The sequence below is a fragment of the Vibrio sp. Vb1166 genome (assembly GCF_033338695.1).
GTDB classification, from domain to species: Bacteria; Pseudomonadota; Gammaproteobacteria; order Enterobacterales; family Vibrionaceae; genus Vibrio; species Vibrio alginolyticus.
Window position 1 is genome coordinate 17,520 of the sequence record NZ_JAWOTE010000028.1, and the last position, 14,173, is coordinate 31,692.

The 14,173-nt window shown below is 41.8% G+C and carries 11 protein-coding genes; 3 read left to right on the top strand and 8 right to left on the bottom strand.

Features of this window, described 5'->3' with window-relative positions:
* Positions 1-15: 15 nt before the first annotated feature.
* The 3 genes from R7E51_RS20380 to R7E51_RS20390 are packed head-to-tail and all read right to left on the bottom strand — an operon-like array spanning position 16 to position 3,987.
* A complete protein-coding gene (locus R7E51_RS20380) occupies positions 16-945 on the bottom strand; it encodes a COG2958 family protein (protein ID WP_206958438.1) in 930 nt (309 codons plus the stop codon).
* Entirely contained in the window at positions 945-2,294 is a 1,350-nt protein-coding gene (locus R7E51_RS20385; RefSeq protein ID WP_206958441.1) for a restriction endonuclease subunit S, read from the bottom strand. The genes R7E51_RS20380 and R7E51_RS20385 overlap by 1 nt, the downstream gene beginning before the upstream one ends.
* Positions 2,284-3,987 (bottom strand): class I SAM-dependent DNA methyltransferase, encoded by a 1,704-nt coding sequence (locus R7E51_RS20390; RefSeq protein WP_206958443.1) that lies wholly within the window; start codon positions 3,985-3,987, stop codon positions 2,284-2,286. Before R7E51_RS20390 ends, R7E51_RS20385 begins: the two co-directional genes overlap by 11 nt.
* 222 nt (positions 3,988-4,209) lie before the next feature.
* Between R7E51_RS20390 and R7E51_RS20395 the strand changes: the two genes are divergently transcribed.
* Together R7E51_RS20395 and R7E51_RS20400 are read left to right on the top strand one after the other, a co-directional pair.
* Positions 4,210-5,082 (top strand): hypothetical protein, encoded by an 873-nt coding sequence (locus R7E51_RS20395; protein WP_242531446.1) that lies wholly within the window; start codon positions 4,210-4,212, stop codon positions 5,080-5,082.
* A 111-nt stretch (positions 5,083-5,193) separates the two neighbouring features.
* A complete protein-coding gene (locus R7E51_RS20400) occupies positions 5,194-5,934 on the top strand; it encodes a hypothetical protein (protein WP_242531447.1) in 741 nt (246 codons plus the stop codon).
* Positions 5,935-6,106: 172 nt separating this feature from the next.
* On the opposite strand, the gene R7E51_RS20405 is transcribed toward R7E51_RS20400, so the two are convergent.
* Complete coding sequence (locus tag R7E51_RS20405; protein WP_206958447.1) at positions 6,107-7,669, bottom strand: sensor domain-containing diguanylate cyclase; 1,563 nt, start codon at positions 7,667-7,669, stop codon at positions 6,107-6,109.
* Positions 7,670-8,044: 375 nt separating this feature from the next.
* Between R7E51_RS20405 and R7E51_RS20410 the strand changes: the two genes are divergently transcribed.
* A complete protein-coding gene (locus R7E51_RS20410) occupies positions 8,045-9,580 on the top strand; it encodes a putative bifunctional diguanylate cyclase/phosphodiesterase (RefSeq protein WP_206958449.1) in 1,536 nt (511 codons plus the stop codon).
* Between the two features lie 469 nt (positions 9,581-10,049).
* Here the strand turns inward: R7E51_RS20410 and R7E51_RS20415 are convergent, their stop codons facing one another.
* The 4 genes from R7E51_RS20415 to fabR all read right to left on the bottom strand — a co-directional run bounded on the left by R7E51_RS20415 (position 10,050) and on the right by fabR (position 13,962).
* Positions 10,050-10,955 (bottom strand): sensor domain-containing diguanylate cyclase, encoded by a 906-nt coding sequence (locus tag R7E51_RS20415; RefSeq protein WP_206958451.1) that lies wholly within the window; start codon positions 10,953-10,955, stop codon positions 10,050-10,052.
* A gap of 428 nt (positions 10,956-11,383) precedes the next feature.
* Positions 11,384-12,661, bottom strand: coding sequence for a tyrosine-type recombinase/integrase (locus tag R7E51_RS20420; RefSeq protein WP_206958453.1), 1,278 nt, complete (start codon positions 12,659-12,661; stop codon positions 11,384-11,386).
* A 294-nt stretch (positions 12,662-12,955) separates the two neighbouring features.
* Entirely contained in the window at positions 12,956-13,321 is a 366-nt protein-coding gene (locus R7E51_RS20425) for a YijD family membrane protein (protein ID WP_005378634.1), read from the bottom strand.
* Complete coding sequence (gene fabR / locus R7E51_RS20430; RefSeq protein ID WP_005378632.1) at positions 13,321-13,962, bottom strand: HTH-type transcriptional repressor FabR; 642 nt, start codon at positions 13,960-13,962, stop codon at positions 13,321-13,323. Before fabR ends, R7E51_RS20425 begins: the two co-directional genes overlap by 1 nt.
* Positions 13,963-14,173: the final 211 nt, after the last annotated feature.

The window sequence follows — 14,173 nt, forward strand, 5'->3', positions numbered from 1 at the left end:
AAGCCTTTATCCTTATTATTTATTCCATGCGCTCTTAATCAACCGTCCGGTTTGGTTATAAATGCCAACCTGCTCAATGTAATGGTGGAAATCCCTATTTTCAGAGACGATTCGGTTTGCAGATTGCCAATCCACGTTGACTCTCTCTTGAGCTGGAATGAGTATTTGGCTATCAAACAAAGATTCAGTATCCAGAATCAGCACGCCAATCCCGTGCAAGCTCGACAACATTTGCAGCTCACCTTCAATGTCGCTATTTAAGCCTGTGGCAACAAGGTAGCCGAAATTGGCCCAACTCGAATTCGATACGGCTTGGAAAAAGTATTTTCGTACGTTGCCTTTAGTAAGATGTTTCTTCACTTCAAAAGACCAAAGTCGAACCGAGCTATGATTCCCACTGCGCACACAGCTTCTCACAATTTCATCCCAACCTTGGTCGAGCGGCTCTAGCGCCACCACATCCGGATGTAACCAGTGATTGCCACCGTTGCCATGAGAGTTTTTAGATTTACGCTCGTCAATACGCTGACAGTAAAGGCCCAGATCCTTGCTAAGGTACTCAATCAACATTGGGTAGAGATCGTGTTCGCTTAAGCTTTGCGGCACGAGAGGCGTATCAATGTCTGATTCATCTGCATCGCTAAGATCATCTTCCTGATGAGCAGGTGTAGGCTTCTGCTCCCAGTAATAAACCCGAGGTCTTGGTTTGTCACGAGTGGCGATATTAGGACAAACGATTTTCGCTCTTTCAGTACGTTCCCCACCAATTTCTGCCGCGAGCTGGGCGATAAGCTTGTCTTCGGTGTTGTATCGAGGGTTTGCTTGCTTCTCAGCGATTTCTTCTGGATATCGAAGCACAAATTCTTTTGCTAAATCCCGAGCAGTAAACTTTTTCTCGGGATTCGCTTTGAGCGTTTCGATAATCATTTCTACTCGGGTTGTCATCAGTTTACCTCGGCCATTTCTTCGGTTTCTCCTAACTCGATTTCGCCGGAAAGCAATTTAGGAAGTAGCGTGTCACGGAGTGCTTCTAGGTTCTGATTTTCCATCTGATTCGACTTAATTTTATCGAACAGTGGTTTCACTAGAGTATCAAAGTTATCAAGGATCTCTTTCGATGGCACGATGACTGGCAGTGCTTTGATAATCTTAGAGTTAACGGCTTTTGCTATTGATGAAGTGCTCCCTAATGACTCAAAATTGAACTGCTTCATGTAAGAATACAAAAAGTTAGTTGATACACGAGCATCATCAGCCAATTTGTAATGAGCAATAGCTTCATTTGTGGTCATCTCACCATGAGTGATAGCTACACGTCCTACAGTCAGTTTAAAACTCAAAATCAATGTGTTATCGGGAATAACCTTGACGTTAAACTTATCTACAGCCTCTGGTGTCAAGTACTCTGATGAGTCCAGAGCATAAGTACCAGCGTTCCCCATATCCTTGATAGAAATCCAAGTGACATTACTCGGATTTTCAGAAAACCACTGAGGCTCCTTCCTAGGTGGAGTCTTACCAATGGCAACAGTCGCGACTTTTTGCGACTCCAACACTTCCCACCCCTCAGGAATCAAACCCAACTCAGACTCAACGAGCTTATCTGGGAATAGCGAGGCAGTAGCTGCATCCATACCCTCTGGTTGTTCGCCGTTCATCTTAGCTTTGACTGGATCGAAATCGACAAACCATGACTTGAAGATGGCTTGTGCCATTTCTTCTAGGGTTTGGTTTGTTTGCGTATTAAGTGAGATTTTCTCAATGATAGAACCACTAATCCTAGTTAATTGTTCCTGAATTTTTATTGGTGGAATAACTACCTCAAGTTTTCTCTGGGCTGTTATAGGTACTTGATTTCGAGTAGTTTGACTCATTACCGCAGCAAGCTGATTCTGAAAATCTTTACTTGTAAAGAACGCAGCTAAATATTGTGATAACAGTTTTTCTGAATTCAAACGGTAATGAGTCAGCGAAGTACCAATTAAAACTTTTTCTCCATAATTTGGAACGATAGCTACTCGCCCAACAGTCGCATTGTGCGATAACAAAACATCATCTTTTTCAATAAAACCAAACTTAAATTTGGCTGCTTTTTCTTCTGACAACCTTGGTGCCTGAGCAAAGTCGATATTTCCCGCATCGTCTAACAACTTTGCAGTTAAAAATGCAACTCCCTTGTCACCAAATTCAGAAGCTCTTGGATAGTTTGAACCGTGATTTCCATCTTTTTGTACAGTTATCACTTGGGAATCAATCAGCTCTTGAATAGTAAACCGAGGCCAATTACAGCTCATAACCCAACCCCGCTAGGTTCTTCTTGATTTCTGCTTCTAGTGTCGCTGACTCAGCAAACTGCTCGCTCAACTTGGCGGTTAGCGTTGCCATCTTCTCACCAAATGGAACACCATCATCTAGTTCTTCAGCAGCACCAACGTATCGTCCCGGAGTGAGCACAAAATCGTGTTTCTTAATCTCTTCTAACGTTGCTGATTTACAGAAGCCTGCTTGGTCTTCGTAAGCGACACCATTTACTTCCGCACCCGTTTTCCATGCATGGTAAAGGTCAGCGACTTTCTGGATATCATCTTGGGTAAAATCTCGAAGCACACGGTCTTTCATATAGCCAAGGTTACGTGCATCAATAAACAACACTTCACCTTTACGATCACGTAGTTTTCGGCCTGATTTATCGGTACGGGCTTTCTTGTTTTTGGTTAAAAACCAGATACAAGCAGGGATCTGGGTGTTGGTAAACAGTTGTCCCGGAAGCGCAACCATACATTCAACCAAATCGTTCTCGACTAAGGCCGCACGAATTTCACCTTCGTTGTTGGTGGTTGAACTCATCGAGCCATTGGCAAGTAACAAGGCTTGAGAACCATCAGGAGCTAGGTGGTAAAGCATATGCTGCATCCACGCAAAGTTTGCGTTACCCGACGGTGGTGTGCCGTATACCCAGCGCGGATCATTATCATCGACACCCGTATTCCACTCTTTCATGTTGAAAGGAGGGTTAGCCATGATGAAGTCAGCACGCAAATCAGGATGTTGGTCATTGGTGTAGGTACTGGCAGGTTCCTTACCAAAATCATAATCCAACCCACGGATTGCCATGTTCATCGCAGCAAGCTGCCATGTGGTGTAGTTGTATTCCTGACCGTAAATAGAGATTCTTTGTTTTTGCGTGAGTGGGTCAATCTCTTTTTGGTTAGCGCGGCGCTCAATAAACTTCTCTGATTGCACAAAGAAACCGCCCGAACCCATTGCAGGGTCATACACACGGCCTTCAAACGGCTCAATCATCTCAACAATCAGCGAAACGATTGATGCAGGCGTGTAGAACTGACCGCCTTTCTTACCTTCAGCAAGAGCAAATTGGCCTAGGAAGTATTCGTAAATATGACCAAGAATATCTTTGCTGTTAAGCGACTTATGATTGAATGGGATGGTCGCGATGAGGTTAATCAGCTCATTAAGTTTTGACTGATCAATTTTTAGAGCGGCGTAGTGCTTGTTGAGTACACCTTTTAGCTTCTGGTTGTCGCGCTCAATCCCCTCCAATGCATTATCAATCAGGTGACCAACAGACGTGATTTTCTTCGTTTTACCATCAATAACCAAATCGGCACCACCAATAACCATCGGGCCATTGTCTTGCAGGAACTTCCAACGAGATTCTGTAGGCAACCAAAACACGTTTTTCTCTTTGTAGTAATCGCGCTGTTCCAGCTCAATCGCGATTTCTTGTTCAAGTTCTTCAGCCGTGTAACCTTCAGGATCGAGGAAGTACTCGTGATCAGGATTAGCAAAGTCTTGTTTTAGCTCTTCTTGGCGCAACATGAAGGCGTCAGACACGTATTTAACGAAAATTAAGCCAAGCACCGCATGTTTGTATTGAGAGGCATCGAGTGACGCACGGAGTTTGTCTGCGGCTGTCCAGAGCTTGCTTTCCAGCTCTTTGAGGAATAGTTGTTCTTGTTCGTTCATTGCTGATTTCTTGAATTCGAAAAATTTACCTTATGATATCAGTAACTCAGTAGATGTCTTTGAGTTCTGCCTTACTTGACAATATTTTTTATAAACTAAAATGCATATTTTTGTCATTAAGCAGAAACGACTTAAGTTTCCGTCAGAATCGTCAGACTTCTTATTGATGGGAGTATATATTAACGCAACTAAATGCATTTTAAGATGGATGATATATCTGCTATGACTAATCAGAATATTTCAAAAGAAGAACTTCAAGAACTAGAATACGAAAGACTAGATCTACTGAACGATTTTAAAGAGCAGTTGGCAGTTTTCTGTGATTACCTAAAGGTTGACTTAGACCAGCAAGCAATCTTGAAATCACTAGACAGCGCAACAGCACTCACGCTTTCCTCTCCACGTTGTGTTCCTGCACGAAAGGGAGTTTTAAAAATCTCAGCTCAAGGCTATTTAAGATTAAAATTGGTTGAGAAAGTCAAATCAACCGCTTCAGACATTGTTAAGGTGTTGGCCAATAAAATTGCAGACTCTTCCCAAAAACTGCCATGCAACGACATTGCACTTAAAGGTTCCGCCGATTCCATCGCCTCTAAGCTGACTCAACGCTACTTGTTTGGTCATGTACGCTTTTACGACATTGAACCAATTCCAGAAGTCCCGACATTGAGGAACAAAGACTTAAGCGCTTTATGTGAACGTCACCTTCTCGATCGAGTAAAGGAGCATTATACGTCTCAGTACCACCGCTACAGATTATGGGACGGAAGAGCCATTGCTCTATTTTCTAGCTACCTGTTTGATGTTAAAAGTGAAGCGCATAATTTCTTCGATTCTAAGAACTTAATTCATCTTCTGGATAACGGCCCTGAGCCAATCACAAAAGAGTGGTTTAAAGATGAATGCATCGAATGTTGGGAAGCGCTTTATGTAGATGGCCCACGTTATGCTTATACCGAGCTTGCCTACCCTGACGACAGTGGTGTCATTTTTGAAGAATACTTACCACTAGTCATGGTAAGTGAAGATGTATGGGATTCGCTTTATGAGCGCTATAAAAACAAACTGAAAGAACATGTAGAGTTCGCCCAATAACTCTTGTGTCTTACCTCTCATCAAACTACGAAAATAACCGTCAATAATAGGAACCAAGAGAAAATGACCGCGACAATTTCAGTCAGTAAAAGTGCGATATTTGAGCTAATCATGGCTGGTTTAGAGGCTTATGCGATAAAGCATGAGGGCAGCAAATCAGTCTCCATAGAGACAGCGGCCCACCTTTGGGGATATGCGAATAAAGCCCACCCATTTAAATGTACGATAAATCATGTTTCTGTTGAAACATCAGCTAAAAGAAAACGCTCTTCAGTTGAATGGAACCCACTCTCTCTTTCAATAAAAAAAGATATCGCTAAAGTGTTCGGCGAGGATTATCAATACATTGGAACGGCTCATTCTCATCCCTACTTACGCGAAGAAGTCATTGACGCAGCAACGATTAGAAGCAATAAACTGTACGAGCTATCTTCTTCGGATCACTGGTGTGAGCTTGCGCGTCCTGAAATACAGGTTGCAGGAAGATCATACAGTGTGGCAATAATATTAACGGTTCACTCGATGCTAAAAGCCAACAATCGAATGGATGGGATTTATGGTGAAGCACCGCTTATTGAATTTTCACTAGGAAATATCAAATGCTGGTTATATGGTCGAGTATTTGAGCACAAACTTAAGTCATCTTTAACTGACGAAGAACAACACAGCTTTGAGCGCTATCAACTGGATATTAACGATTTCTCAGACGATGAAACTCTCGCAGTACCTGTAGAAACCATCTTAGAAAGCGACATCGCTCTTGATGTATTATGTGAAAGTTTTGGTCGGCTGAAATTTGAAGGGAATAACTCAACATATCACTCGGCTGACGATGCTGAGGGCAGATGGTAAAGAAACGAAGCAGAAGTCTCGTGAAATAACTACCTCTAGCCACCTATCAAAACTAATTCGCCCCGACTTCTGTTCTTCAAAATACTTGAAATCAGGTATTAGGAAGGAGCAATGACCTTCCTAATACTTAAGCACTGCGCATAATGGGGCTATATCATTAATTTCAGGCCTCTCACTTGAAGAGAGCGATTTCGGCGCGATTCCTACCATTATGTTTAGCTTGATAAAGAGCATCATCGGCACGTTTAAGAGTCTCGCTAATCGGCTCATCTTCTGCTGACCAATGAGACACTCCGATAGAAATCGTAACATGCCCTACGGCATCAAACTTGTTTAATGCAATAGATTTACGAATTCTCTCGGCAACGAGTTTAGCCTGATGTATGTCCGTTTTGACTAAGAAAACGATAAACTCTTCGCCACCAGAGCGGCAAACAATATCAACTTCTCGTGCCTGAGCCTTGATCATACTTGCCACACTGACTAATAAATCATCGCCGACATCATGACCAAAGCTATCATTCACTTTTTTAAAGTAATCAAGATCCAAAACTAGCACAGAAAAGGGAGTTTTTTGTGCGAGCAAGGTATCAATCGCCTTACCTTGACCTCTGCGGTTCAGTAGCCCAGTCATGGGATCAGTTAAAGTATCTAGGTGCAGCTGATCAATAGTGCTGGATACAATATTGAACGTGCTGAGAAATGAACGTTTCAAGTATGATGCTTCAAAATACCAAGGCTTCACTTCATTTAAGTCTTGCTTGGTAGAGTTATGGCTTTCAAAACTTTTGACTACACTGGCTAATTGCCATAAAGGTTTCGATATAAAAATCGAAGAAACCCAAATAATCAAAAATATAAGAACACTAACTGGGAGTGACTCTATAAACATATGCCACATTTGATCGTCAAGCATAGACAAAACGCGCTCTTCTGGCTTCTCAGCAATAATCCCCCAGGCAGCATGTTTTACGGGCGCGTATCCAGAGAGCATGCCAACGCTTTGGGAGTTAACGATAGCTTTTCCCCCTTCCTCACCACGACTTACCGCTCTTATTGCTTCGTTATTAGTAATAACTTCTCCAATTCGTTGCGGATCAGGGTGATAAATCAACGTCTGGTGCTTATCGACAACATACAAATATGACCCATCTTTGTAACTATGCTGCCCAAGAATTGTCCTTAATATATTTTTTTGATCGAGGTAGATGGATCCCGCAACATAGCCTAAGTAATCGCCGTTTTCAGAAAAGATAGGATACGAAATGCTTGTCAAATAGTTACCAGCAGGGGATACAAATGGATTAGTGATAAGTGGAGTTTTCGCATTTAGAGACTGTAACGCGCTTTCTTCAGTTAATTGAACACCTTTCACTTCAATAGTTTCTGGTGAAACCGATATGATGACACCGTCCGCATTAACAATTACGACAGAGTTGAAAGAGTCGGTTTGAGTTCGCAATCGATTTGCCTCTTGCTGCAATACAAGCGGCTCAAGCATTCTACGGCTGATTATCGGTGCGCTGTACTCTAGTTGGGATAAAGCATAATCAATAAAAGAATCCGTCATTTCCGCCATTTTAACGGCATATACACGGTTAGACTCTATGGTATTGTTAACTAGCAGCTCATGCTGAACTCTATATATGGAGTGAAAAGTATTAAGAAGAGTGACTAGTACACTGAACACACTCAGGGACAGAATTAACTTTCTCAGATTTAACTTATCCCTCATCTGTTTCATTTCCTCCAAATACTCCATAAGTTAAATCATCCATTTTTTCATTAGATATAAAAGACATTGCCACTCACAGTTCTATACTAACTCAAAGACTTAATCAGACATTTGAATACTCTGTATGAAACATCACTCCTTACTTAGAGTTATCTTGAGCAAAACCCCATAGAGAGTAACTCCAAGACGTGACTAACCAACATACGTTAAAACGCCAGAGTAGCCCTAACAGTCTGTGATTGATGCTCGATGTAACATTTTAAACACTTTAGTGATGTGCCACTAATTGACATGCAATTTAATGATGATTTACTTATTTACTTATTTAAGTATAAACTTACTCATGGACAGTACACAAATAATACTGTGGTCAGTATGAAAAGAGATATAAAATCCTCCACTAAGTTAGTTTTTACTTACTTTGTGTTTGCGTCGCTATGGGTTTGGTTCTCAGATAAAGCAGTAGAACTCCTATCGAGCAATCCACAAGTCTATACCTTGGTTCAATCACTGAAGGGAATGTTATTTATAGTGGTCACATCTTTATTGCTGTGGGGACTGGTAAAAAAGAACAATCGAGAACTTGAACAAGCGAATGACATTGACTCTGTAACAGGTTTACACAGCCCTTTGGTATTTTTTCGCTACCTAGAACAAAAAATCCAAAGTGCCAAAGAAGATGAACACTACGTTCTTTTTCTTCTTGATATTGATAACTTTAAACCCATAGCCGATCGCCTCGGTTTTACGAAAAGTAGTCAGTTTCTAAAGGATATCGCACAATCTATTGACTCTCATACGGTCTTTCCTCTTCTCTCATCACGAATACACTCTGATGGGTTTGCTTGTTTGGTACGAATGCATGATGAAAACCAAATAGCTCTGCACTTAGCTCGCGTTCAAAAGCAGTTTAATCAACATGCAAAAAATCATGAAATTGATGTGACATGCTCTATTGGTGTGGCCTTCTACCCGTGTGATGGAGAGAGTGTCAAGCAACTCATGTCGTCGGCAAAATATGCTCTAGCTCAGGCAAAAAAAACAAAAAATACTATCCGATACCACGACAAAAAACTAGCTGAAGAAGATTTCCAAAAACAACGCATGATTATAGAGTTGCGTCATGCGATTCAAGAAGAGCAAATACAGATAGTCTTTCAACCAAAATATCGCCTAAAAGACAAGAGAGTGGCGGGAGTTGAAGTGCTATCTCGCTGGACCCACTCTCAATACGGAGATATACCTCCATCAGTATTTGTCACGCTGGCAGAAGAAAATAATCTTAGTAGCGCTTTAACGAAGCTAGTAATTAAGCAAGCATCAAAGCAACTTAAAGAAGCTCAGCTCCTAGGCCGTGTCATCCAAAGCGTATCTGTAAATATTTCAGCGACTGAGCTAAATAGCACTGGGGGTATTCATCAAATTGAGCATCAGCTAAATCAAGACACTGAGCTTTCAAAATACCTATGCCTTGAAATCACAGAGACAGCCACACTTAAGAATATAGAAAAATGTGCAAGCCTAGTAACAAAAATGAAAAGGTTTGGTGTAGCGTTCTCTATCGATGACTTTGGGGTCGGTTATACCTCATTTAGAATTTTCAATAGACTCGACGTCGATGAAATCAAGATAGATCGTAGTTTCATCAAAGATATTGCGGTTGATTATCGTTCAAGAGCGATCACTTCAGGCATTATCGACATTGCAAAAGGGTTCGGAATTCAAGTCGTTGCGGAAGGAGTAGAAACCGATCACCAGTTACGAATTCTTGAAGAGTTAGGCTGTGAACAAGCCCAAGGTTTCTATCTAAGCCACCCAATACCTGTTGAAGAATTAAAAGAGAAATTAAATATAACTTCGCAAGACAATAAAGTTGATTTCATTGCAGTATCTAGCAGGCCCAAAAACTGAAGGAGCGTTTGTCCCAAACAGCATGCTGTGGAGGATTGCTGAACTGCCGACGACAAGCATCATTAATTGAGCGCGTTACTCAATACTGGTGTGATGCTAGACAACTTGTTCTATCGAGGAGAAACAGCTCCCCCTGAAACGGTTTTCAGTGCTTGATGTTTACTTTTGCTTTTTGTTTTTTTCTGCTTCAATTTTGCTAGTAGCTTAACTGCTTCAGCCCTAGTCAAGTGAGGTTCATTTTTAAGCAGCTTCTCTAGTTTTCTCTCTATATGACCGACCACAACTCAAATCACCTACGGTATCTTAGTTCATCAGTCAAAATACTAAAACTTTCGAGTAGATACCATACTCTTTGCAAATCGCTTTGTCCCATTGTGAGTTACGACACCAGCACATTCGCAGTAAGACCTAGTTGTACTAACCTGTGGGTTTGTAAGGTCAAGCATGAGTTGCGACACTTTAGTTCAGTCTAAATCTTCTTTACTCGCGTTTTCTCGTAGTACATATTCTCATCGGCTTTAGTTATCGCTGACTCTAGGGAAAAGTCTGCTCCTTCAATAATATACTTACCTATTGACGTACCTACCTGCACCTTACCTTTGCCGATATTTATTGGACCAGCGAGTGCACTCTCAATTCTCGACATCACCTCTTCCGTGTAGTATTCCGCTTCTCTATTGCTACTCCCAACGCTCCCTAAAAATACGACAAACTCATCTCCGCCATACCTTGATACTAGGCCGGAAGCCCTCACACTACTTTTCATACGTTCACTTACTTCACGTAATATGTGATCGCCTACTGTATGGCCATGATCATCATTAATTTTTTTGAAATCGTTCAAGTCAATAAATAGAAAAGCAGAAAAAGTGTTTTCACTTATCCTCTTTTTTAGGTATCGTTGTACGCTTTCGATGAGTCCACGCCTGTTGAGAACTTTAGTTAATTCATCCATTTGAGCTTGCTGGCATGCCTTCTTTTCGAGTTCCTTTTGCTTTGTAATATCAGTCGCAATACCTAAGATAGCTACAACCTCATTAGAGGATTCGGAGCTATAAATTGGTGATTTCATCTCAAGATAAATCCGTTGCTTACCATTTGCATCATTAATGAAAACCTCTTCCCTAGTCGTTTCTCCCTTGATGACCTTAGCATCAATATGCTTTATGAACTCAACGGTATCCTCTGGTAAAAAATCCGAATCTCTTATTTGACCCAGTTTTTTCTTATCAATTCTCATTAACTGCAGGCTTAGGTTATTTGCATAGATATATCTGGATTGCGTATCTTTGATGAACACATATGTCTCGAGATGATCAAGAGATTCAATAAGATCATTAAGATTAACTCCCAACCTTCCTACTTGAAGATACATTATGGCCTCCAGCATGCAGCAAAATATTTTATGTATATGATAATTTTTTGTTATGTTTATTGGTGTACTGCATTACATTTGAAAATATTGATTTTAGCAATACTAAAGAGGTATTAAACATCCCACTCAATAGTACTAAAGCACCGTCAATGTGAGGGACTTTTTGGAGTAGTTATTTGATCTATATAACAGTCAACGTTTTGATGAAGGTTAACCCTAAGCTCGTTTAGTTGGAGAGATGATGGTGGATGCTGCCGATGGACAAGAGAAGGGAGCATACGAAAAATCTCAGCGAGTTATGTATTCTCTCAATCGTCTTCCAAGAGACTTCCCCATTCATGAAGCCCACATAGTCAAAGAGCCACGATTAAATTTCGCTCAGATAAAGAGTAACACCCCCTAACTAGTAAGAATAATCTCTAAGAATTTTACAAATGCTTAGGCAACTTCATCGACTCTAAAGGAATGACATTGCTTGTATCTAACGCTTGCAACTTTTCTCCCCATGCTTGCAGTACCACTAACTGCTCTTCAAGGTAGTCGTGATGGTTATATACCCGCAACATACCTGGTAGCTGGTGACCAACCGTCTTTTCAATCGCCACGATATCCAGCCCCATTTCGCTACAACGGCTGATAAAGGTGCGGCGTAGATCGTGTGGCGAAAAACGCTCAAAACCTTCCGGTAAATTGCGTTTGATCAGAGCACGTACTGCTGCGGGTTCTTGAAGTTTGTCATCCATAAGCTGAGGCCAAACAAGTTTCCATTTGCTTGGTACATTCTCACGCTGCTCTTTAAGAAGTTCCAGTAGGTAATCACTTAATGGTACTTTTCGGCTCTCCTGACTCTTGGTGTGACGTTCTTTTGAACTGGCTGGCAACAACCATACCTTCTCTTGCAAATCTACCTCACTCCAACGCATTTCAAGCACAGCACTAATACGTTGCCCACACCCGAGCAAAAACTGCATTAGACGCACGTTTGAGGGCTCTGTACGCCAAGAAGGCAAGCTTGTTAGCAATGTTTTCAATTCTGAAAAGCTCAAATTGCGTTTTGTGACCTTAGAACCACCACCGACATCCTTGGATTTCAAATGTGGTGCAGGGTGTGCACCAATCATATTCAAAGCTAGCGCATGGTTGATCACCTGATTGATAATTCTATGGCATGCATTAATCGCACCCGCTTTTCGCTGTCCATTCTCATCAACCTTTGCATCAAATACTTTATTAAGATCATGAATTCTCAACTCTTCTAATTTGATGTGACCAAGAAATGGTTTGACATCCCGGCTATAGGTTGCCCTCGCTTGTTCTCCTCGTAGCTGCTTGGACAAACGCTTCTCGTCAAAACTGGCAAAAGCATCATCAAAAGTTTTTGCTTCCTCTTGCTCGCGCTGTTCACGTGCCAATTCCTGTTTCGGATTTTTATTGTTTTCCAGCCAGCTACGGTAACGCCCCGCTTCTGTTCGAGCCTGTTCAAGTGTCATCCCCGTTTCCGGTTTCAACTTAACATACCGTCCCATGGTGATTTTTTCGTGTTTGTTACCAGCCTGAAAGCGAAAGATCCAAGTCATCGTGCCCGTTGGTCGAACGCGAATATTCAATCCTTCGATTTTCTTATCTGGAATTAAATATTCCTTGCCTTGTGGCTTCAATGCTTTCAGCGTGGCATTCGTACTAATTTTATCGACTGGCTTGATCATGACTGAGAAACCTCTGTATTTCTGGGTACGGCTCTGGGTACGGCGTGGGGTACGGGGAAAGACGAGCTTTCATTGTACGGCTAAAGACATCCTTGGACAACGAGCAATTAAAAACCAAATAAAAACAACAAATTAAAATTTAAACCTGGATTTTGGAAGACATTACAAGATTCAGAGTTCGATTTACCCACCATATGGAAGCGGGCGTGCTATTGGAACGCAAAATGTAACCCACGGCGTCAAATACAAAAAAAGCGAGCTCAATGGCTCGCTTTTTTTATTTGATTCGTTTGCTTATTCCGCAGAAGTCTTCTTACTGACAAAACCTAGCTTCTTACCAATCCATGCGAGTAAGATCATTGAAACCATGATCGCAAAGAAGTTTGAGCCTGCTTCTGGGTATTGCGCTTTAATAAACGCAGAGTGACCAAACGCACCTACGAAGAAGCACGCCAAGCCAACTAATGGGATATCTTCTGATACCGGATTATTTAGGTACTCTTGGTAAAGAGCTTGTACAGCCAGTACGAGTGCAATCAATGGGAAGATTGAAAAAGACACTTCACTCATGGTCAACCATGACAACAAAGCATCACCACACATACCTGCAACCAGTGCCAAAATCAGCGTTTTCTTTTCAGATTTATTTCCATTCGACATTATTCTATCCCGCCTTTTAATCGGTTACGTTCACGTTCTTTGCGATACCAATAGGCCCCTTTGGCTATCATTCGCAATTGCATGATCAATCGCTCGGCGAGTTCATCGCGCTCACGTCGATCTAAATCTAAAGCTTCAGCCCCCGAACTGAAAACCAAAGTCACAGACGCTTCTGCTTGAGTATACGCCTCTTCTCTGGTCACGCCGGTGCTCATTAAATACTCGGTTAATTCTGCCGCAAAATGCTGGATTTCTCGAGCAACAGCGGTACGAAATTCAGCAGAAGTGCCGGAGCGCTCACGCAACAACAAACGAAAAACGTTCGGACTACTTTCAATGAATTCCATAAAGGTTTCGACCGAGGTACGAATTACGCTACCTTCTTTCACAATACGTTGACGCGCCTGACGCATCAGTTGACGTAGTAGCAAACCGCCTTCATCGACCATGGTTAAGCCTAGCTCATCCATATCTTTGAAGTGACGGTAAAAAGAAGTCGGTGCAATCCCTGCCTCTCGGGCGACTTCTCGCAAGCTAAGGCTGGAAAAGCTGCGATCCGCACTTAACTGACTAAATGCCGCATCGATCAATGATCGACGTGTCTTCTCTTTTTGCTGTGCGCGGATTCCCATCGATTTCATTCTTAACTTGCTCTTTTTCTGTAGGGTACAAGAGCCTCAATATAACGCAATTTGCTCCTACGGAGAAAGATATGTTGCTTCGCTCGCTCTGAGCGCCGAGAACGTTACTATTGGCATGCATCTAATTGCAATGTTCTCGATGCAATTTATAGACATACAACATACCAAATCACCCTTTTGGTCGATTCTGCGTGATCACTTCCACTCTCTA

Coding starts and splice junctions, on each gene's coding strand:
- R7E51_RS20400 (WP_242531447.1), top strand. CDS start 5,194: ATGGCTGGTTTAGAGGCTTATGCGATAAAGCATGAGGGCAGCAAATCA.
- R7E51_RS20380 (WP_206958438.1), bottom strand. CDS start 945: ATGACAACCCGAGTAGAAATGATTATCGAAACGCTCAAAGCGAATCCC.
- R7E51_RS20395 (WP_242531446.1), top strand. CDS start 4,210: ATGACTAATCAGAATATTTCAAAAGAAGAACTTCAAGAACTAGAATAC.
- R7E51_RS20410 (WP_206958449.1), top strand. CDS start 8,045: ATGAAAAGAGATATAAAATCCTCCACTAAGTTAGTTTTTACTTACTTT.
- R7E51_RS20390 (WP_206958443.1), bottom strand. CDS start 3,987: ATGAACGAACAAGAACAACTATTCCTCAAAGAGCTGGAAAGCAAGCTC.
- R7E51_RS20425 (WP_005378634.1), bottom strand. CDS start 13,321: ATGTCGAATGGAAATAAATCTGAAAAGAAAACGCTGATTTTGGCACTG.
- R7E51_RS20415 (WP_206958451.1), bottom strand. CDS start 10,955: ATGTATCTTCAAGTAGGAAGGTTGGGAGTTAATCTTAATGATCTTATT.
- fabR (WP_005378632.1), bottom strand. CDS start 13,962: ATGAAATCGATGGGAATCCGCGCACAGCAAAAAGAGAAGACACGTCGA.
- R7E51_RS20385 (WP_206958441.1), bottom strand. CDS start 2,294: ATGAGCTGTAATTGGCCTCGGTTTACTATTCAAGAGCTGATTGATTCC.
- R7E51_RS20420 (WP_206958453.1), bottom strand. CDS start 12,661: ATGATCAAGCCAGTCGATAAAATTAGTACGAATGCCACGCTGAAAGCA.
- R7E51_RS20405 (WP_206958447.1), bottom strand. CDS start 7,669: ATGAGGGATAAGTTAAATCTGAGAAAGTTAATTCTGTCCCTGAGTGTG.